General features: G+C 61.1%; 20 protein-coding genes. 12 read left to right on the top strand and 8 right to left on the bottom strand.

The annotated features are described in order from the left end of the window. Positions 1–113: 113 nt before the first annotated feature. On the bottom strand, positions 114–2036 hold the full coding sequence (locus FKG94_RS07270; protein WP_142903541.1) for an ABC-F family ATP-binding cassette domain-containing protein: 1923 nt from the start codon (positions 2034–2036) through the stop codon (positions 114–116). A gap of 75 nt (positions 2037–2111) precedes the next feature. Here FKG94_RS07270 and FKG94_RS07265 point away from each other — a divergent pair, with 75 nt between their 5' ends. Beyond that, a complete protein-coding gene (locus FKG94_RS07265) occupies positions 2112–2624 on the top strand; it encodes a TIGR02444 family protein (RefSeq protein ID WP_142903540.1) in 513 nt (170 codons plus the stop codon). Between the two features lie 69 nt (positions 2625–2693). Here the strand turns inward: FKG94_RS07265 and FKG94_RS28700 are convergent, their stop codons facing one another. Further along, the gene (locus tag FKG94_RS28700; RefSeq protein ID WP_179957532.1) at positions 2694–3803 is read right to left on the bottom strand and encodes a histidine kinase; all 1110 of its coding nucleotides are present in this window, start codon (positions 3801–3803) and stop codon (positions 2694–2696) included. A gap of 395 nt (positions 3804–4198) precedes the next feature. Here FKG94_RS28700 and FKG94_RS07255 point away from each other — a divergent pair, with 395 nt between their 5' ends. Both FKG94_RS07255 and bamJ read left to right on the top strand, forming a co-directional pair. Next, on the top strand, positions 4199–4726 hold the full coding sequence (locus tag FKG94_RS07255) for a DUF4124 domain-containing protein (RefSeq protein ID WP_142903539.1): 528 nt from the start codon (positions 4199–4201) through the stop codon (positions 4724–4726). A gap of 12 nt (positions 4727–4738) precedes the next feature. Next, a complete protein-coding gene (bamJ, locus tag FKG94_RS07250) occupies positions 4739–5494 on the top strand; it encodes a BamJ family beta-barrel-assembly machinery protein (protein WP_142903538.1) in 756 nt (251 codons plus the stop codon). A 107-nt stretch (positions 5495–5601) separates the two neighbouring features. Here the strand turns inward: bamJ and FKG94_RS07245 are convergent, their stop codons facing one another. The 3 genes from FKG94_RS07245 to FKG94_RS07235 all read right to left on the bottom strand — a co-directional run bounded on the left by FKG94_RS07245 (position 5602) and on the right by FKG94_RS07235 (position 7909). Next, the gene (locus FKG94_RS07245; protein ID WP_246124998.1) at positions 5602–6666 is read right to left on the bottom strand and encodes a WD40 repeat domain-containing protein; all 1065 of its coding nucleotides are present in this window, start codon (positions 6664–6666) and stop codon (positions 5602–5604) included. 19 nt (positions 6667–6685) lie between these two features. Beyond that, positions 6686–7153, bottom strand: a complete 468-nt coding sequence (rsd, locus tag FKG94_RS07240) for a sigma D regulator (protein WP_142903537.1) — start codon at positions 7151–7153, stop codon at positions 6686–6688. A 273-nt stretch (positions 7154–7426) separates the two neighbouring features. Beyond that, positions 7427–7909: a disulfide bond formation protein B gene (locus FKG94_RS07235; protein WP_142903536.1), complete on the bottom strand. Its 483-nt coding sequence runs from the start codon at positions 7907–7909 to the stop codon at positions 7427–7429. 298 nt (positions 7910–8207) lie between these two features. Here FKG94_RS07235 and FKG94_RS07230 point away from each other — a divergent pair, with 298 nt between their 5' ends. Beyond that, a complete protein-coding gene (locus FKG94_RS07230) occupies positions 8208–8642 on the top strand; it encodes a flagellar basal body-associated FliL family protein (RefSeq protein ID WP_246124996.1) in 435 nt (144 codons plus the stop codon). 73 nt (positions 8643–8715) lie between these two features. On the opposite strand, the gene FKG94_RS07225 is transcribed toward FKG94_RS07230, so the two are convergent. From FKG94_RS07225 to FKG94_RS07215, 3 genes are all read right to left on the bottom strand, one after another. After that, the gene (locus FKG94_RS07225; protein ID WP_142903535.1) at positions 8716–9318 is read right to left on the bottom strand and encodes an acyl carrier protein phosphodiesterase; all 603 of its coding nucleotides are present in this window, start codon (positions 9316–9318) and stop codon (positions 8716–8718) included. Positions 9319–9325: 7 nt separating this feature from the next. Then, entirely contained in the window at positions 9326–10927 is a 1602-nt protein-coding gene (gene gshA / locus FKG94_RS07220) for a glutamate--cysteine ligase (protein ID WP_142903534.1), read from the bottom strand. Positions 10928–11028: 101 nt separating this feature from the next. Further along, positions 11029–11388, bottom strand: coding sequence for a hypothetical protein (locus FKG94_RS07215; RefSeq protein WP_142903533.1), 360 nt, complete (start codon positions 11386–11388; stop codon positions 11029–11031). A gap of 471 nt (positions 11389–11859) precedes the next feature. On the opposite strand from FKG94_RS07215, the gene gspC reads away from it, so the two are divergent. The 8 genes from gspC (at position 11860) to gspJ (ending at position 20138) form a co-directional block, all read left to right on the top strand. After that, on the top strand, positions 11860–12813 hold the full coding sequence (gene gspC / locus FKG94_RS07210) for a type II secretion system protein GspC (RefSeq protein WP_142903532.1): 954 nt from the start codon (positions 11860–11862) through the stop codon (positions 12811–12813). 77 nt (positions 12814–12890) lie between these two features. Continuing rightward, a complete protein-coding gene (gene gspD / locus FKG94_RS07205) occupies positions 12891–15017 on the top strand; it encodes a type II secretion system secretin GspD (protein WP_425460035.1) in 2127 nt (708 codons plus the stop codon). A 13-nt stretch (positions 15018–15030) separates the two neighbouring features. Beyond that, positions 15031–16551 carry a type II secretion system ATPase GspE gene (gspE, locus tag FKG94_RS07200; protein WP_142903531.1) on the top strand — a complete coding sequence of 507 codons (1521 nt, stop codon included), beginning with the start codon at positions 15031–15033 and terminating at the stop codon, positions 16549–16551. Position 16552: 1 nt separating this feature from the next. Next, positions 16553–17779: a type II secretion system inner membrane protein GspF gene (gene gspF / locus FKG94_RS07195; RefSeq protein WP_142903530.1), complete on the top strand. Its 1227-nt coding sequence runs from the start codon at positions 16553–16555 to the stop codon at positions 17777–17779. Between the two features lie 149 nt (positions 17780–17928). Further along, the gene (gspG, locus tag FKG94_RS07190; protein ID WP_142903529.1) at positions 17929–18369 is read left to right on the top strand and encodes a type II secretion system major pseudopilin GspG; all 441 of its coding nucleotides are present in this window, start codon (positions 17929–17931) and stop codon (positions 18367–18369) included. A 21-nt stretch (positions 18370–18390) separates the two neighbouring features. After that, positions 18391–19029: a type II secretion system minor pseudopilin GspH gene (gene gspH / locus FKG94_RS07185; protein WP_142903528.1), complete on the top strand. Its 639-nt coding sequence runs from the start codon at positions 18391–18393 to the stop codon at positions 19027–19029. Continuing rightward, positions 19019–19507 carry a type II secretion system minor pseudopilin GspI gene (gene gspI, locus FKG94_RS07180; protein WP_142903527.1) on the top strand — a complete coding sequence of 163 codons (489 nt, stop codon included), beginning with the start codon at positions 19019–19021 and terminating at the stop codon, positions 19505–19507. Before gspH ends, gspI begins: the two co-directional genes overlap by 11 nt. Continuing rightward, positions 19500–20138 carry a type II secretion system minor pseudopilin GspJ gene (gspJ, locus tag FKG94_RS07175; RefSeq protein ID WP_142903526.1) on the top strand — a complete coding sequence of 213 codons (639 nt, stop codon included), beginning with the start codon at positions 19500–19502 and terminating at the stop codon, positions 20136–20138. Before gspI ends, gspJ begins: the two co-directional genes overlap by 8 nt. Positions 20139–20153: the final 15 nt, after the last annotated feature.

Raw genomic sequence — 20153 nt, 5'->3', positions numbered from 1 at the left:
TTGCCCTGGCGGCGTTGCCGTTGTTGTAGAGAGTCCTGTGCTTCCCGTCGGGTGATGCCTTGCCGAGAACGAATTGGTGTAGAGGCTGATCTGACACCCCGGCAATAACGGGGTTAGGTCGCCGCCTGTTTTTGCTCCAGTTCCTCACTGCTGGCCAGCCAGTTCTCTTCCAGCTGCGCCAATTCCTGGCGCAGTTGGGTCTGTTCCTTCAACCAGTCCCGCAGTTGCGGGTTGTGGGATTGATCGGTCTGGTAAATGGCCGGGTCCGCCAGCTTTTGCTCCAGCGCCGCCAGGCGCCGGGTTATTTTTTCCATATCCCGCTCCAGTCGTTTGACCGCCTGCGCCAGGGGTTGCAACGCCTGGCGCCGGGCCGCCGCCTGTTGTCGCTGGCGGCGCCGGTCGGTGCCGGCTGACTCAGTAGCGGCTGCCGCCGGCGTTGCTTCGGGCCTTTGTCGCCGGGTCTGCCGCTGGGCCAGCCAGCGCTCGTAGTCGGCGAGATCGCCTGTGAACGGCTCGAGACTGCCGGCGTCCACCAGCATAAACTCGTCCGCGCAGTTGCGCAGCAGATGGCGATCGTGGGAGACCACTATGACCGCGCCGGCAAAGGTCTGCAGCGCCAGGGTCAGGGCGTGGCGCATCTCCAGATCCAGGTGGTTGGTGGGTTCGTCCAGCAGCAACAGGTTGGGCTTTTGCCAGCAGATCAGCGCCAGCGCCAGGCGTGCTTTCTCCCCGCCCGAAAAATGCCGAATAGTCTCAAAGGCCCGATCGCCGAGGAAGCCGAAACTGCCCAGGTAAGTGCGTATAGCCTGTTCCCGGGTCCGCGGCGACAGGCGCTGGAGATGCAGCGCCGCCGAAGCCCCGAGGTCCAGTGCCTGCAACTGGTGTTGGGCGAAGTAACCGATGTGCAGGTGCTCGCCGGCAATGCGGTCGCCGGCGAGGGTCGGTAGGTGGGCCGCCAGCGTTTTTATCAGCGTGGATTTGCCGGCCCCGTTGGGCCCCAGCAGGCCGATGCGGGTGTCGGGTACGATGGACAGGTTGATTCGCTCCAGGACCCGGCGACCGCCGTCGTCATGGCCGTAGCCGATATCGGCATCGACCAGGCTCAGCAGCGGGTTGGAAATTTTCTCGGCGTTGGGGATGGAAAAATTAAATGGCGAGTCGATGTGGGCCGGGGCAATCTGTTCCATGCGCTGCAGTTCTTTCAGGCGGCTCTGGGCCTGGCGGGCTTTGCTGGCCTTGGCGCGAAAGCGGCGCACGAAGTTCTCGATGTCGGCGATGCGCTGTTGCTGTTTCTCGAACACCGCCTGTTGTTGCGCCAGGCGCTCGGCCCGCTGTCGCTCAAATGCCGAGTAGTTGCCCGGATAGCTGACGAGCTGTTGCTGCTCCACGCTGACGATGTGATTGACCACGTTGTCGAGAAACTCCCGGTCGTGGGAAATGATCAACAGGGTGCCCTGGTAACGCTGCAGCCACTGTTCCAGCCACACAGTGGCATCCAGGTCCAGGTGGTTGGTCGGTTCGTCCAGCAACAGCAGGTCCGAGGGGCACATCAATGCCTGGGCCAGGTTCAGGCGTATGCGCCAACCACCGGAAAAGTCCGCGACAGCCCGATGCGCCTCGGCCGGCAGAAACCCCAGGCCATTGAGCAGTTGCTGTGCCCGGGCGGGGGCGGCGTAGCCCTGGATATCCTCCATCTGTGCGTAGAGTGCGGCCAGGTCGGCGCCGTCGTCGTCACCGGCGGCAATGCGTCGCTCCAGCCGGCGCAGTTGCATGTCGCCGTCGAGCACGAAGTCCAGGGCGGTGGCGTCGCTGGCGCCGATCTCCTGCGCCATGTGGGCGATGCGCCATTGCTGCGGCACGCTGCAATCGCCGCTGTCGTGATGGAGCCGGCCCTGCAAGAGCTGAAACAGGCTCGACTTGCCGCTGCCGTTGGGTCCGATCAGGCCGACTTTTTGTCCCTGTTGCACGCGCAGCCCGGCGGCCACCAGCAGCGGCTTGGTGCCGCGCTGTAAACTGACGTTTTGTAAGCTAATCATGGGGTGTATTCTAGTGTACTGCCTCGCACTATTGATAGATGTCCATCGCCGTCGTGAAGCAGTACACTGGCGCCCATGACACAAGACCCCGATGCCGTGAATCCGTTCTGGGACTTCTCGCTGGCCCTTTACCGCCGGCCCGGAGTCGAGTCCCTGTGCCTGGCGCTACAGGATAATCACGGGGTCAACGTGAATCTGTTGTTGTGGAGCTGTTGGCTTGAAACACGCACAGTAACCCTCGACGCCGATTTGCTGGCTGCGGCGCAACGCCTGGTGCAGGACTGGGATCAGCGTGTTGTCACGCCGTTGCGCCAGGCCCGTCGCGCTGTGCGCAAAGGTAACTGGGAAACTCCCGGCCCGTCGCTGTTGGCGCAGTGCAAGCGCCTGGAGCTGGAGGCGGAGCAAGTGCAGCAGCAGTGGCTCTACCAACTGGCAGTGAGTGGTGAGCGGCGCCCTGCTGAAGGCGCCGCAAAGGTGGCGGCAGTGGGTGAAAATGTGGAGTTTTTTCTAGCGGCCGCAGGCGTGTCCCCCCGCCGGTCAGCCGTTGAGTTGTTGGCGGGGGGAATACAGGCCATCGATCGCGGCTAGCAGGCACTGACTGCGGGTGTGTTCCGGCACACCGGCGCCTGCCGTTAACATTAGTTTTTACCGCAAAAACTAATCCTTGGAGCTTGGCTCCGCGTCGAACAGGCTCGGCGTTGCCGGTGTTTTAGGCGTGTCAGCCGCCGGTTCCGACGTGGTGGCGGCCGGTGTTATTGGGGCTGACGGTATGCCGGCAGAGGCGGACTCTTCTTCTTCAATCACCGACCGCGGCGGCTTGCCGAAGGGGTCGCGTGTCTTTGGAAAGGGCGTTTTTGCAGGAGAATCCGGCTTTTTGGCTGGGGGCTGAGGTTTACTCGCTGAGGGCTCAGGTTTGCTGGCTGAGGGCTCAGGTTTGCTGGCTGAGGGCTGAGACTTACTCGCTGAAGGCTCTGCTTTTTTCGCTGAGGGCTCTGCTTTCTTCGCTGAGGGCTCTGTTTTCTTCGCTGAGGGCTCTGCTTTTTTAGCCTGAGGAGCGGTTGTCGCTGGTGTGGCGGATTTGGCCGCTGCCGGTTTGGCGCTTTTCTTCGATGCCTTGGCTTTCTTTTTCTTGGGTGCCGCTGTTTTTACCGCTGGGGCCGCCGCCTTCTTCGCCGCCTTTTTTGCCTTGGTGGCCGGTTTGGCTGCCGTCGCTTTCTTTGCCGCGGCGGCCTTCTTCGGTGCAGCTTTGGCCGCTTTTTTGGCCGCGGTCTTCTTCGGGGCGGCCTTGGCAGCCTTTTTAGCTGCGGCTTTTTTCGGGGCCGCTTTCCTGGCGGTCGTTTTTTTCGCGGCCTTTTTGGCTTTCTTGGGTGCGGCGGCCTTTTCCGCCTTGGCGGCCTCTCTGGCTAGCTGATCGGCAATTTTCTTGGCCGCCTTAACGCTGTTGAGAGCGGCTTTGGCCTCGGCTGCCGCGTCTTTGGCTGCGGCTACTGCAGTGCGCTGGGTGGCTACTGCCTGCTTTGCTTTGGCTACCCGGGCTTTAGTGGCGGCGGTCTTGCGGGCCTGTGCGGATTTGGTGGCGGCCGCCAATTTTGTCTTCAGGGCGTCCAGTTTCTTCTGTGCGGCGGTGAGTGCTTTTCCCGCGCTGGTGGCCGCCTTGGTTGCGGTAGCAATCTGTTTGCTGCGGGCCTTATCCAGTTGTACCGACAGTTTGGTAATCTGTTTCTCTAGATCAGCGACGGCATCGATGACTTTCTTTTTAGCGGCCATTGTGAGTGTCCTGTTAAATTGACGGAGAAATTAATACCTGTATATCGCGCGAAATAATAACGCTGTTTGAAAAAAAAATGTATGCTCTTTTTATGTCACACCCTTTTGTTCTCCGCCGGTGCCATGCACTTCGGCGAGCCGTGGTGGCAAACAATTGCACTAAACAATTGCACTTATTATCCGAAACCGCGGGTTGAGACAAAAGGATTATAGCCAGTTAGTGTAACTCGAAAATTGGTAAGCGCCAGTAGTATGTAAACTTTGGTGACAGCCGGTCGGGGTATTGAACCGGTTGGCGACCCGGTTTGTGACATAAGTACGGTGTGACATAGGTACGTTGTGACACAGGTGCGTTGTGACATAGGTACGACTTGCTGCACGAGGCTAAGGTTGAAATGAAACTCTATATTAAATTCCTGCTGTTTATTCTGGTGCTGGGGCTGGCTGGCCCCTTCATAATGAAAGGCCCCGACGGCCGGCCGCTGATGGACGCGCGCCAGTTCATACCGGATGTCGCGAGTTGGCCGTCGCGGCTGGAGCGCTGGTGGCAGCGGCTGCTGAGCGAGGGGGAAACCCTGGTCGAGGAGGGGCCGGCGGCGGTCGGCAAGACCAAGGTTTATAAATGGCGGGCGGCGGATGGCAGCTGGCGTTTTTCCGATGCCCCCAACCCCGACGGGCAGAGCGAAGAGCTGTGGCTGGACCCGGATAGCAATGTGATCCAGTCGACACCTCTCCCGGCACAAACCGAGGGCGTGGAAAAAGAGGCTGCCCAGGGCCCGGGCAATGGTATACCATTGCCCCTTACCGTTACGCCGGGGCAGGCCTCCAAGTTAATTGACGATGCCAGGAAGGTTCAGGAGCTTATGGATCAGCGTAACCAGGCATTGCAGGAAGCGCTTGGCGAACGGCCTAAACAGGATTAAACAGGATCAGCTATGAAATCACTTATTATAACGAGTCTGCTGGCCTCTGCGCTGGTAGTCACAGGGTGTGGTCAGGAATCCCAAAAGTCAGAGGCAACAGAAGAAACCGCGGCGCCGGGGGCAACCTCGGGAGCGCCGGCACTGGAAAGTCTGGAGCAGCGTATTAGCTACGTATTTGGCTACAACATTGGCCAGCAGCTCAAGCGCGACAATATCGAGGTGGATGTCGACGTCCTGACCCAGGCCATCCGGGAAGCTGTAGATGGTAAGGACGCGCGCCTGAGCGCAGAGGAAACCGAGTTGGCCATGAAGACGTTTCAGGAGCAACAACAGGCCAAGCGCGAGGAAGCGGTCAAGGTAGTGGCCGACGCCAACAAGAAGGAAGGTGAAGCCTTTCTTGCCACCAATAAAGAAAAAGAAGGTGTGGTAACCACCGCCAGTGGTCTGCAGTATAAGGTGATCACCCCCGGCACCGGACCCAGCCCCAAAGCCAGCGACAAGGTCTCTGTACACTACCGCGGCACCCTGATCGACGGCACCGAATTTGACAGTTCCTACCGCCGCGGCCAGCCGGTGTCGTTTCAGGTCGAGGGCGTGATTGCGGGCTGGACCGAAGCCCTGCAACTGATGAAGGAAGGGGCGAAGTGGGAATTATATATTCCCTCCGACCTGGCCTATGGTTCCGGCGGCACGGGCGGGCAGATCGGACCCAACGCCACGCTGATCTTTGAAGTGGAGTTGCTGGAGGCGAGCAGCGCCGAAGGCTAGGGCGGGCATTGATGAGGCGCGCGCCTGACGACAATGCCAACGTGTGCTGGTGCGTTTGGCGCAGTCTGCCGTTGTGATTCGAGTCCGGCGCCCCCTGGGACAGTAAATTATTTGCTCAAGCGGTGCACGAAGCCGTTGGATGATACCGCGTAGTACTGCCCTTCCCCGTCGCTAAATGACACCGCCACTACGGCGGCGCTGGTGGGTTTCCAGGCATCGCGTTTGGGAAGTTTCCACCTGGCCAGCTCGCGCAGGGAGGCGGTGCTCCAAAGCTGCACCACCTGATCCGGTCGGCCGGTAATGAGTTGCCGGCCATCGCTGCTGAAGCGCGCAGCGGTAAATCGTATACCCCGACGCAGGCCTTCTGCCGCCAGCGGTATAGTGCCGACTGTATCGCCGCTACGTGTGTCCCAGAGCACTGCCTTGTCATACTTCGCTGCCGACAGGGCCAGCTTGCCGTCCGGGCTGAGGGCGACCAGTTGTACGTCGTCCTGATGTTGGACACGTTGCAGGACTTCGGTGGCAGTACCGTCCGGGCCCGCCTGCAGATCCCAGAATACCGCCGTGTAATCTTCTGAACCGGTCAGCGCATAGCGGCCGTCCTCGCTGAGGTCGACACTGCGCACTCGGCTGCGATGGTTGAGGGTGCGCTGAATCCCGCCGTTTATCACATCGAACAGCACCGCCGAGTGGTCGGCCAGCCCCAGCAGCGCATAGCGGCCGCGGTTGGTGAGGGCGATGGACAACACTTCGCCCGGCGAGGTCCAGAAGCGCTCGGGCTGACCCGGTTGCGCGCCACCGGCCTGCGGCGGGCGCAGGGACCAGAGCACCAGCGTATGGGGAGCGGCGGTGAGAGCGAATTCACCGTTCGGTGAAAAGTCGGCACTGATAATGGTGGTCGTCTCGTCCGGGCGGTGATTCCAGTTGAACTGGCGCTCGCCGTCGCCGGTGCTCCACAGGCTGCCGCCGTGGTGGATGGAGCCGATGGCCGCGTAGCGGCCGTCACCGGACAGGGCCGCGCCGTGGATACCTTTGGCGGCCACTTCAAAGCTGTCGCTGGGTTTGGTGTCGTTGTCACAACCGGCAACGGCGCCGATCAGGGCCGCCATGGTCAGCCGCTGCGCAAGGGCGCCCGGTGACGGGAATACTCTGAACTGGAGCAGCGCTTTCATCGCGGGGCCGGCCCGGCTGTCAGGTAACCAGGCCTTTGTGCGCCACGTGTAACACCGCGATCATCCGGTCTTCGGCTTCGAAGCGGGTCTCCATGACTTCGCCCAACTCGGACAAGTCCTTAGCCAGGCTGGAGAGGTCGTCGGTTTCCTGGTATTTATCGTTGAAGTCGAGTATGAACTCGGTGGTTTTATCGATACTGGAGTAGAGCTTGCCCGCCTCGCGGAGGGCGTCGTCGTTTTTGAACTCCCGGCCCTCGCGCATCAACTGATCGTACACCTCGAAGTGACCGGCTGAGACGTAGTCGACAATAATTTGGCACAGGCGCTGTAACTTCGGGCCCCGCTCGCTGTCGGGCGAGTCCGCGTCGGTGGTGTGCGATAAATTGCAGTACAGGACCAGCATGTCCTGTCTCTCCTGAAGCCAGCGGTCAATGATGTCGCTGACACCGCCCCAACGTTCTCTCGCAGATTCGCAGTTTTCTAGCATTGAGTTACATCCTAAATGTCGATACTGGCAGTAAGCGTTCGTCTTACCTGGGCTTAACGACTTCCTTTACCACCTGTTTTACCAGTTGCCCGGGCCGCGATGCCCGGCCTTTGAAGTGTGGATAGCGTAATTGCCAAGATAGGTGATCTCAATTATCACGGCAAGGCAAAAGTGGGATTTCAGTTAAAAATACGCGCCCTATTGGCACAATACTGGTATTACAACGGCCCTTGAGAATCCCGGCGCCAGGGCGGCGGCCCGTTCGCGCGGCTCTCAGCGGCGCAGCAATTGCCAGAGGTTGATGACAATCAAACCGGCAAAGGCCACCAGGGTCCAGGCCGGGATGCTCAACCCCAGAAACTGCCAGACCACTTCGGCGCAGTTGCCGTCGCCGGCCAGCAGAACATCCAGTGCTTCGCGCAGGGGAAAAGTTTCCAGAATATAGTCGAGGCTGGGTCCGCAGGCCGGTTGTTGGTCAGGCGGCAGCGATTGCAGCCAGACATGGCGGCCGGCAAAGCTCGCTCCCAGCGCGGCCGCCAGTACGCCAAGTCCCGCGAACCAGCGCCGGCCCGCCGCGCCGGGGTTGAGCAGGTAGGCGCCCAGGGCCAGCACGCCCACGGCAATGACGAACACGCGCTGGGTCACACACAGCGCGCAGGGCAGGAGATCCATCACATGCTGCATATACAGGGCGGTCAAGATTAAGCCGCAACAGCCGAGAAACACAATGAGGTTGGTAAGTCGAATACCGGGCACGGTTGTCCTCCTCTGGAAACGGCTGCTAACACTAGGTGAATTGGCCGGTTAACTCAAGGGTATCTTGACCGCCGGGTGACGCAGGTCAAGCGCTGGAGAGGGTTGGACATTGCCGCTATGCTTTGGTTGCAACACGCTGATTGGTAAGAGGTTTGCCGTGAATGTCGTTATCTTAAACCCAGTTGTTTTAAAACCAGTTGTTTTAAACCCAGGTGTCTTAGACAAGGCTATCTTAAAAACAGCAGCCTTAAATTTTTTCGCTTTGGACACCCCTGTTGTAAAACGCGTTGTTGCGAACATGGTGACCCGTCTGTCGCTCGCCGCCCTGTTGTGCGTACTGTTGGCGGCGCCCTCGGTCTGGGCCCAGGAAGAGGCAGAGGGTGAGGCCAGCGAGGAGGCGCCTGCCAAGGCTCCCTCCATCTACATTCCCCTGAAGCCGGCATTCGTAGTCAACTACGGCGGCAAAGGGCGCCTGCGGTATCTGCGTGCCGAGCTGTCGGTGCGGGTGTCCAATATCAGCGCGGCCGGGTCCGTGCGCCATCATATGCCGTTTATCCGCAATAACCTGGTGTTGTTGTTCAGCCGGCAGAAAGATGAAGATATTGACACCCAGGAGGGCAAGGAGCTGCTGCGCCTGGCGGCGCTGGAGGAAGTTCGGTCGATCATTGAACTCGAGGACGAGGAGAGCGGGGTGGTGGATCTGTATTTTAATAACTTCGTGATTCAAAAGTGACTGGCAGCCGTTTCTTAACTGCCGGGCTTCTGCGGCGATAATTAATCACTCGCTGCGCCCGGCGGTGAGGGGCCTAATTGGGATCGGCGCTGGCCAGTCCGCGCCGGGTATTGTCGGCAAACGCCAGTAACTGGGGAAAGAACTCGACAAAATCCCCCTGCAGTTGCCGGTACTCGCGATGAATACGCGGGTAACTCTCCGCCAGCGGCGTGGCCCGGCTGAGTCGGCGGGCGACGTAAAACAGGGTCCGCTGCAGGTTGTCCCGATCCCGGTAGCTGTGCAGCAGGTCGTATTGCCTGGCGCGCTGGTAAAACCGCAGTGCCGGCGGCGGCATCACTGCCTCGTAGTCACTCCAGAGCCCGTAAGCCTCGGCGCAATAGTCCGCCAGTGGTTGGCGGTGGTAGTCGTGCCAGTGCCGGGCGAGGAAATGGTCATAACACAAATCGATGGCGATGCCGCCCACCCGGCGCATATCCGGCCCCAGGCGGGCGATGCTGCGTTTGACCAGGGCGTGGTGGTCCGAGAACACATCGATACGCCGGTGTAGTGCGATACCCCGCTCGATCGCCGCCGGATACTTGCCCCGCAGCGGGCCTTTGACAAAGTCACCCAGAAATCCACCTATGCGCAGGTCCCGCGACGGACCGGACAGCAACTGATGGGCCAGGTAATTCATACGGCTGTCATGGCTGGTTGCAATTGCAATAGCGGTACTGGGCGTAGAAGCGCTGCAGGTACTCTTCGAACGACAGGGTGTCAGCCGCCTCCACCGCAGCCTGCTCCTGCAACGAGGTGGCGGCCATGGCGCGAAAGCGCAATTCGGTGCGCTGGTCGAGGGGTGTTGCCGTCAGCGCCTGGCTGTGGCGCTCAGCCTGGTTCATGGCCAGGCGGAAAAACGTGACCCCCTGCTCCTCCATATCCCGCAATACCCGCGCCGAGGGGGTCAGTTGCGCGTCTTCGACCTTCCCGCGCTGTTGACCCAGGGCGGTGGCGTGGTGGTCGCTGCCCGTGGCGCGGTCTAACAACCCGGCGACCGGCGCCAATTCCTCCAACAGGGCCATCCCCCAGTCTTTGAGACCGATTTCGGCTCCCTCGCTGTCGAGCAGTGTCAGACCCGGTTCGCGGCCGCGATAGACGATGCGCCGCTGGTTTTCCAGGATGTGCCGGTACTCGGTATTGTTGGCCTCCGGGCTGTCCTTGAGCAGGCAATAGAGCAAAAAGGTATCGAGAAAGTGAATCTGCCCGGCGTCGATACCCAGGGGCTCGTAGGGGTTCAGATCGATGCAGCGCACCTCGATGTACTCCACGCCGCGGTCGTGCAGGGCGCCGAGGGCCGTCTCCCCGGAGTGGGCGGTGCGCTTGGGCCTGATACTGCTGTAGAACTCATTTTCAATCTGCAGCAGGCTGGTGTTGAGCTGCTGGTATTCGCCGGCACCGTTTCTCAGGCCGATGGCCTCGTAATCCGGGTGGGGCTGGGTAATCGCCCCGCACAGCGTGTGCAGGTAGCTGGAGAGGTTGTTGTAGCAGACTACCAGCGCCTCCTGGGCCTGGCTCTGGTAGCCGAGGTCTCCCATCCTGAGGGAGGTGGCATAGGGTGTGTGCAGCGTGTGGTGGTCGTCCCCATGGGGCACCAGGCTGTGTTTGCGATCGCTGACAAACGTGCGACAGACGGCTGGCGCCGCGCCGAACAGGTAGATCAACAGCCAGTAATAACGGCGAAAATTGCGAATCAGCGCAAAATAACGCTCGGTCTTGAAAGCCTGTAACTCCTGGCTGCTGTTTTCGTGCGTGTGCAGAAATGCCCAAAACGCGGTCGGCAGTGAGAAGTTGTAGTGAATCCCGGCAATGGTCTGCATCAGGCGGCCGTAGCGGTGGCCGAGCCCATAGCGGTAGACGGTTTTCATGCGACCGACATTGGAGGTGCCGTAGTTTGCCACCGGCACTTCATCGTCGTTGCTCAACATGCAGGGCATGCTCGACACCCACAGATATTCGTTCTGCAATTGCTGGTAGGTAAACCGGTGGATATTTTCCAGGTGGGCGAGCACCTCCTCCACCCGGTGCGACGGCGGCGTAATGAACTCCAGCAGTGCCTCGCTGAAATCGGTGGTGATCTGCGGGTGGGTGAGTGCCGCGCCCAATTGCTGGGGGTGCGGTGTGCAAGCCAGATGGCCGGCGGGAGTGATACGCAGGCTTTCCTTCTCGATACCGCGCAGAATACCCGTTATCAGGGGTGTGTTGGCCGGCTCACCCAGGGCTGCCAGTAGCGATTGACTCAGTGACAAGTTAAGCTCCTCAATCCAGGCCGGCGCCGATTGCCCGACGCCCGGGTTGCCGGCGGGTAGTGGCCAGCCGGGTTTTTCGCTCCCGCGCCGGGCCGCCGGGCTTATTCATGGTGAAATAGCGGCTCTGCGAAAGGCGTCTCATTTCTTTCACAATTGGCCTCTAGACTGGCCTGCCGTGTTTCTGCACACTGGCCTGCCGTGCTGTGAGCGGTGGCCGCTTCGCCGGCGGGCGCCGGCAGTTGGTCGGGGTCGATCACGGGCAGGCCGCGCTCGCCGGTGACACAGGGCAGTATTTTTATACGTTGATTGTAGTCTTTGGCATTGACCTCGAACATTTGGTTGAGCGCTTCGTCGCGGTGAGGGGTTTTATACAGCGCGGAAGCATCGCGCCCGTCGACCCACTCGTTGTGCTTGTTGAGAAATTGCTGGTGCTGGTTTTGAAGGATGAAGACCTGACTCATAGTACCTGTTCACACATGTCACACATGTTCGATGATTGGCCCCGGAGGCGGCGGTCGGCTCGGGGGGTGCTGGGGACAACCGACTGTTGTCGCGGAGTTTACCTGGAAACCCTGCCGCTCGGTAGTCTTGCGGCTGGCGCCACGGCGGGCGGCCGGGTTGCGGCGGGTTTTTTGTCCAGGGCATCATATATGCCACACTAGCTGGCAAAAAAACGTGCTATTAGAGTATATTGCGTGACGTTTTTGTGAAATGGCCTTAAGAATAGTCATTTGCCTGCCGGTCGCGGTGACAAATGCAGTAATCTGGGGTCAGAAGTAGTCTTCACCGGCGTTGTGAGCGCGCTGCCGGTGGCGCGTCGGGACCCTCGCGGTCACTGCGTTTTAACCAGGGTTGATACGGGGTCTGCGGACTCGGGCAGAGTAATAGTCAGAGTAATAATAACGGGGTAACAGCAGGTGACAATCAAGGGGATGGCTGCGAGTCCGCTCGCCCAGTCCGCTCTTCAACAGCTGAATCGATCGGCAGCCTATCTGCAACGGCTGCCGGCAGCCTGGTGGCGTCAGTTGTGCCTGGCCCTGTTGGCGTTCTGGCTCTGTCACACGCTGGCCCAGTTGTTCTGGTTGCTGATGCCGGAACCCGAATTGGCACCGTTGGATGCCGCCGCCCTACCGGTGGCCGTGGCCGCCGCCGGCGACAACGGGGCCTCGGCGGTGGATATCGATGCGCTCAAATCGCTGAATCTGTTTGGTGAAGCCTCAAAGACTGAGCAGACTGTGGTGCAGGAGAACCCCGAGCCGCAAATCGAGGCCGCCGAGGAGACCCGCCTGAGTCTGACCCTGGTGGGGGTGGTGGCCAGCAGTAATCCCGCCGCCGCTCGTGCCATTATCGCCGATGCCCGCGAACAGGCCATATATTCCATTGACGATGAACTCCCCGTTGGCCAGAGCGTCAAACTGGCGAGGGTGATGGACAGGCAGGTGATATTAAATAACAACGGCCGTTACGAATCGCTGTCGCTGTTCGATGAAACCACCAGCGGTCGCCGCGGCCCCGCGATCAGTAATCGGCGCCCGCCGGTCACCACCTCCAGGCCCCGCACCCGACCTGTTGCCAGCGCGCCGCGCAATCTGTCCCGTGCCCAGCAGTCGCTGGCCGATGTGATGAAAGTCAGTATTGTGCGTGAAGGCGGTGAGGTTAAAGGTTATAAAATCAGGCCCGGGCGCAACCGCAGCATGTTCGAGCAACTCGGCTTGCAGGCCAACGATGTGGTCACCGCCGTCAATGGCATCACGCTGGACAGCTCCAGCAAAGCAATGGACGTATATAAGACGATGAAAGGTAAAACAAGCGCGCAACTGGAAATCCAGCGCGACGGTGAGGTGCTCACGGTTGATGTGGATCTCGATGAGGTCGGCGAGGAATGAGTGTGTCGATGAGAGGGTGTTTGCGAGTGTGGATGAGGGCGTGGCTGGGTGTTTGGACAGGTGCGTCAACAAGACCGGTGTTGAACACAACGTTTGCCGGAGGCCTCAAACGCCTGCTGTTGAGCGCCTGTCTGGTGTCGTTTTGCGCCGGCGCCCAGGAGCAGACCTGGACCGTGAACTTCAACGATTCGGACATCGGCGAGGTTATCAAGTTCGTCGCCGATGCCAGCGGTCGCACCATCATCATCGATCCCCGCGTCAAGGGTCGGGTCAAGGTCATCTCCGCCGAGCCGCTGAGCGGTGACCAGCTCTACGATCTGTTTCTCTCCATTCTGGATGTCCACGGCTTTACCGCCATCCCCCGCGGCAATGTAGTGCGTATCATCCCGAGCAAAGACGGTCGCACCGAGGGCGGCGTGGTGCGGCCCGGTCAAACGACCCGGGTCACCAAACCAAAGCCGGCGCCGAACCAGGCGGCGGCGCTCAGCAATAATGAGCACGTCACCGAGGTCATCCAACTCGACAACGTAACTGCCGTCAAGGTCTTGCCGGTGCTCAGGCCGCTGGTGCCCCAGCATGCCCATCTGGCCGCCTACGATAACAGCAATGCCATTATCGTCTCCGACACCATCGCCAATATCAGGCGTATAAAAGATATTATTGAACGTTTGGACCGCGCCGCGGTGGCGAAAACCGAAGTGATCGCGTTGAAGCATGCGCAGGCCGAGGAAATTGTGCGCATTCTGAAGGAACTGGAAAACAAGGACGCCGGCAAAGGCGCCGCCACCTCGAAGCTGGTACTGGTGGCGGACAAGCGCATCAACGGCGTCGTGGTCAGCGGCGACGACCTGCAACGCCAGCGCGCCAGGGATTTGATCAGTCAGCTCGACCAGCCCCAGCAGCAGGCGGGCAACGTGCGTGTGGTCTACCTGGAGTATGCCGATGCCGAACAGGTGGCCGAGGTGCTGGGCAAGGTCATGCAGAGCCTGGGCAAGGTCGGTCCCGGCGGTGACAAAGCCGGCAGCGCTGCCGGCAATGCCACTGTGGAGGCAGACCCGGAGACCAACGCCCTGCTGATTACCGCCGATGTGGATGTGCTGCCGACGCTGCTGGCGGTGGTAGAGAAACTGGATATTCGCCGCGCCCAGGTCTTGGTCGAGGCGATTATCGTCGAACTCGAAGGCGGCGAAGACAATGCGCTCGGTGTGCAGTGGTTGTTCCAGGGCGACAGCAACGGTATCGGCTCCTCCTCCCTGGGTGACGGTCTGCTTGGCAATATTGCCGCCGGTATTCTTGGCACCGAGGTAACCCGGCGTTTCGACCCCGATACCGGCCGCCTGATCGAAGAGATTCGCAGCGACAACGACGCTGAGTTGGGCGGCGCGCTGGCGGGCAACCGCGGGCAGATATTCGGGGTCGGCAGACAGAACGATAACGGCAGCAGTTTTCTGTTCCTGTTGAACGCCCTGGAGCAACAGACCGGTTCCAATATTCTCTCCACCCCCAACCTGCTGACCATGGACAACCACGAGGCCACCATCACCGTCGGCCAGAATGTCCCCTTCGTCACCGGTTCTTTCAGCAATACCGGCGGCGGCGCTAGTAACCCTCAGAACCCCTTTCAAACCATCGAGCGCCAGAATGTCGGTATTACGCTGAAGGTCACCCCCAAGGTGAATGAGGGCGACAGTGTGGTATTGGACATCGTGCAGGAGGTCTCGAGCCTGAGTGGCGCCACCGTGCAGGCCTCCGATGTGATCACCAACGAGCGCAAGGTCGAAACCCAGGTCATGGCCAAGGACGGCGAAATCGTCGTGCTCGGCGGCTTGATCCAGGACAATGTGCAGGAGTCCGAACAGCGGGTACCCTTTCTCGGCAGTATTCCGGGGCTGGGCCGCTTGTTTCGCAGTGACGCCACCACCGTCAGTAAAACCAATCTGCTGATTTTTATCCGCCCCACTGTGATTCGCAATGCCGAGGAACTGACCGGCGCCACCGCGGAAAAGTACCGCTATATCCGCGAGCGACAGATTCTGCAACGCGAGCGCGGCGAGGTGAAAGTCGACGAGTCGCTGTTGCCGTTGTTGCCGGAGTGGCCGGAGGGTGCCTCTCAACCTGTGCGAGAGCCCGCTGACACAACGCCGGTCACCGGTGACGAGTCGCAGAATAGCGAATCGCAAAACAACGAGCCGCAAGATAATTAAAGGAGGCTGAGCCATGAGTGAGGCCGCCACCCTTGATACAGACCTCGACGGTCAGGATATAGAAGAGCAGCCCGAGGAGGCCGTCGCGACGGAATTTCTGCCGTTCGGCTTCGCCTCCGCCCACGGTGTGCTGCTCGATGGTGAAGAGGTCATCCACCGCCCTGGCGTGGCGCTGCCGGTGCTGTTGGAACTGCGCCGTCACCTGGGTCGCGAGTTTACCCTGATCGAGGTTCCCGAACAGGATTTCCAGCGCCGTCTCACCCAATCGTTCCAGAGCACCGATGGTGCCGCCCAGCGCGCGGTGGAGGACCTCGGCGATGACTTTGACCTCACTCGCCTGGCCGATGAGATTCCCGACGAGGGCGACCTGCTGGCCGGCGACGACGACGCGCCGGTGATTCGACTGATCAACGCCGTGCTGTCTGAGGCGGTGCGGGAAAAAGCGTCTGATATTCACCTCGAGCCGTTCGAAGATCGGGTCGCCGTGCGTTTTCGCGTCGACGGTGTATTGACCGAGGTGCTGTCGCCGAAACCGGTGCTGGCACCCCTGCTGGCGTCGCGATTGAAGGTAATGGCCAAGCTCGATATCGCCGAAAAGCGCCTGCCCCAGGACGGTCGGATCACGGTCAAGCTGGCGGGCCATGCGGTGGATATTCGCGTTTCCACGATTCCCTCCGCCCACGGCGAGCGGGTGGTGCTGCGCCTGCTGGACCAGGCCGCCGGCCACCTGCGGCTGGAACAACTGGCCATGCCGGCGCCGGTGGAGGCCGGTTTCGCCCGGGCGCTGGCCAAGCCTCACGGTATCATCCTGGTGACCGGGCCCACCGGTTCCGGTAAGACCACCAGCCTTTACGCCGGTCTCAGCCATATCAACGATCGCAGCCGCAATATTCTCACCATTGAAGACCCCATCGAATACCTGCTGTCCGGAATCGGCCAGACCCAGGTCAACGCCAAAGTGGAGATGACCTTTGCCCGCGGCCTGCGCGCCATTTTGCGACAGGACCCGGACGTAGTGATGGTGGGGGAAATCCGCGACCGCGAGACCGCCGCCATCGCCGTGCAGGCCAGTCTTACCGGGCACCTGGTGTTGTCCACCCTGCACACCAACACCGCTATCGGTGCGGTTACCCGGCTACAGGATATGGGGGTGGAGCCGTTTTTGCTCTCCTCTAGTATCGAGGTGGTGATGGCCCAGCGGCTGGTGCGCAAGCTGTGCGCGGAGTGTAAAGAGGAGCATATCGCCACCGAGGCCGAGTGCGAGCTGCTGGACCTGCCCGAGCACGCCACCATCTTCCGGGCCAAAGGCTGCGGCGCCTGCAACCAACTGGGTTACAGCGGCCGGGCGGCGATTTACGAATTGATCGAAGTGGACGAGACCCTGCGCCAGTTGATCCACGAGGGCGCCGGCGAGCAGGCTATGCTCAGCCACGCCCGCAAAAAATACCCGTCCATCACCAGCGATGGCCGCGACCGCGTGCTGGCCGGGTCCACCAGCCTCGAGGAGGTGTTGCGGGTCACCGCGACGGCATGATATGGGAGCCTTTAGTTACCAGGCACTGGACGCCAGCGGCAAGCTAGTCAAAGGTGTTATCGAGGGCGACTCCGAGCGCCAGGTGCGCGGCCAGTTGCGCTCCAAGGCGCTAAAGCCGATTCAAGTGGAGGCCGCCGCCGCCAAGAAAGCAGGTGGCGGTGCGCCGAGCTTCTCCTTTTCCGGCTGGAACCGCCGCCTGAGTCCCAAGGACGTCACCTTGATCACCCGCCAGTTGGCGTCCCTGGTGCAATCGGGTCTGCCGCTCGACGAAGTGCTGCAAACCGCCGCCAAACAGAGCCGCAAACCCGGTGTCAAAGAAGTGGTCCTGCAGGTGCGGGCGCGGGTGCTGGAGGGGCACAGCCTGGCCCAGGCGCTGGGTGAGAATCCCCGCGCTTTCGACGATATGTACCGGTCGATGGTGCGGGCCGGCGAAAGTGCCGGTTTTTTGGGCCCGGTGCTGGAGCGGCTGGCGGACTACGCCGAGAACAGCCAGCACACCCGCCAGCGCATGAAGATGGCGATGATCTACCCGATGGTGCTGATGGGAGTGGCGATTTCGGTGATTGCCGCGCTGATGGCCTTCGTGGTGCCGAAGCTGACCGGCCTGTTCCGCAACAGCAACGCGGAGCTGCCCGGTCTGACCCAGGCGTTGATTGCCGCCAGTGATTTTATCATCAACTACGGCCTCTACTGTGTGGTGGGGTTGGTGGCACTTGGTTACGGCGTTGCGGTGCTGTTGCGGGACCCGGCTCGCAGACTGGTCTGGCACCGCATCCAGTTGAAGTTGCCGCTGTTCGGCGAACTGGTGTTACAGGCCGACAGCGCGCGCTTCTCGGCCACGCTGAGCATACTGTTGTCCAGCGGCGTACCTTTGCTGGAAGGCCTGCGTATAGCCGGCCAGGTGATGAGCAACACGGCGCTGCGCGAAGCCAGCAAAAGTGTGGCGGCGGCCGTGCAGGAGGGAACCAGCCTCCACCGGGCGCTGGATCAGGCGGGCATATTCCCGCCGCTGCTGGTGCAGATGGCGGCCAGTGGGGAGGCCAACGGCACCCTGGATAAACAGTTGGAGCATTCGGCCAACAACCAAGAGCGGGAACTGGAAATGATGCTCGGCACCGCCATGGGGCTGCTGGAACCACTGACGGTGGTGTTTATGGGCGGTATGGTCACCCTGATTGTGATGGCTATTCTGCAGCCGATTTTCGAACTCAACAAACTGGTGGGTTGAAAACCGCCCGCTGCGGCCATGGTTGCAGCGCTGGTGGTTGTGGCTGTTGGCGCTGTCGCGGTGATCCTGGCGGTGGCCTTCACAATCAGCCAGTGGCCCTCGCAATTAGACAGAGACACTAACAGAGATTGAAAAGGAGTGTTAGATAAATGAAGACGACACGGCGGCCCCAGACGGGCTTCAGCCTGATTGAAATTCTGGTGGTACTGGTAATTATCGGTCTGCTGATCGGCATTGTCGCACCGAATGTGATCGACGAAGTCGACGAAGCCCAGCGGGACAAGGTGGCGGCGGATTTCCGCAACATAGAGACGGCCCTGAAACTGTACCGGCTGGACAACTTTACTTACCCCACCAGCGAACAGGGCCTGGTGGCCTTGTCGGAGCAACCGACCCTCGACCCGGTGCCGAGAAACTGGCGCGCCTACCTCGACGAGGAGCCTACCGATCCCTGGGGGCGGCCCTACCTGTACCTGAGTCCGGGTGAAAACGGCGAGTTTGATATCTACACCCTGGGCGCCGACGGCATCAGCGGCGGCGAGGGCCCCAACAAGGATATCGGCAACTGGAAAACCGACGACGACAGCTAGCGCCCCGGAGGGCATAAACCGATGAGCGGGAAACGGGCCGGGGGGTTCACCCTGATCGAGATACTGGTGGTGTTGGTCATCATCGGTTTCGGGGTCGGTATGGTGTCCCTCGCCGTGGGCGATAACCGCAGCAGGGAAATGCACGATATCGCCCAGCGCCTGACCTCGCAAATGCACCTGGCACTGGAAAACGCCACCTTCAGCGGCGAGGCCCTGGGGGTGAAATGGACCGAGCCCGAGGGGGAGCAGGGTTGGCGCTACACCTGGTACGCCCACCGTGAAGATAAGTGGGAAGTGGCGGAAGAACCCCTGCTCGAGGTCCAGTTGCCGGAATATGTGGACGTGTTGCTCGAGGTGGACGGCCAGTACGTCAGCGACTTCACCACCCCCCGCAGCGAGACCGATATCGGCGTGCCGAGACCCGGCCTCGGCAACCGGCGCGAGCTGCCCGAGCCCGAGCCTGAGGGGGAGGAGGAGCTGATTCCCGACCTGGTGTTTTTTGCCAGCGGTGAGGCCACCCCCTTTACGCTGGAGCTTTCCATGCGCGACGACTCCGACCACAACCAGCATATCGAGGTGGACCTGTTGGGACGTATCGTCTGGGAAGAGGGTTTGCGCCTGGCGGAGGCGCGGGAGGAGCTGCAACCCGATGAAGATTAACGCCCGCAGCCCGGCTCACATCAGTGCTTGCGACTGTTTAAAAGGCGCCTGCGGCTGTGTTAGAAAAAGCGCCTGCGGCTTAGTAAAAACCCGCGGCTGTGTAAAAAAAGGTACACGCGGCTTTACCCTGGTCGAGGTATTGGTGGCCCTGGCTATTGTCAGCATGGCCCTGCCGGCGCTGTTGCACGAGGTCCAGGGCCAGACTTCCCACACCAGCTATATGCGCGACCGCACCATTGCCCAGTGGATCGCGCAGAACAAAATGACCGAACTCAGAGTGCTGCGCCGGCTCAATAACCAGGTCTTCAAAGGCACCGCCAGCGACCAGGTGGAAATGGCCGGCACCACCTGGACCTGGTACCTGGAGGCGCTGGAAACACCGGTCGAGGGCATGAAGCGGATGGAGGTCAGGGTCAGCCTCGGCGACAAGGAAAAGGAAGAGTCGCTGGTGATGTTGGCGGGGTTTGTCCATGAATAGGCGGCCTGGCAGCGGTCGCCAGCGCGGTTTCACCCTGCTCGAGGTGTTGGTGGCGATGGCGATTTCAGTGCTGGTGGCGGCGCTGGCCTACGAGGCGTTCGATGTCGCCACTGAGGCCACTGAGCGTACCAGCGCCGCGGCCAAACGGCTCAATCATATCGACCGCGCCCTGCAATTGATCGAAACCGACCTGCGCCACGCCCTGGCCCGCAGCGGTAAAGACGCGCTGGGTCTCGACACGGCCGCCTTCAGCGGCGGCGAGCGCACCCAATATCTGATGCTGTTCGTGCGCGGCGGCTGGACCAACCCGCTCAATCAGCCGCGCAGCGAGCTGCAGCGGGTCGGTTATCGCTTCGACGGTGAGACCCTGTGGCGGGACTACTGGTTTGTGGTGGACGGCACCGGTGTCGAGGAGCCGCAGGAGCTGGACCTGCTCGAGGAAGTCAAAGAGGTGACGGTGCGCTTCCTGCCCGACACCGTCACCAGCCTGGGGTCGGGGCAGTGGCAGACCCTGTGGCCGCCGGTGCAGGGGGCGGAGGCCAAGCAACTGCCCGCCGCGGTGGAAATGACCATCGAACTGGAGGACCTGGGTGAAATTACCCGTTTGTTCGACCTTGCCGTCGGGGCCTAGACCCATGCCGGCATC

The sequence above is a fragment of the Exilibacterium tricleocarpae genome, assembly GCF_007004655.1.
Classification (GTDB): domain Bacteria; phylum Pseudomonadota; class Gammaproteobacteria; order Pseudomonadales; family Cellvibrionaceae; genus Exilibacterium; species Exilibacterium tricleocarpae.
The sequence above is the reverse complement of the archived record's forward strand: the minus strand, read 5'-3'. Positions and strand labels throughout refer to the sequence as shown.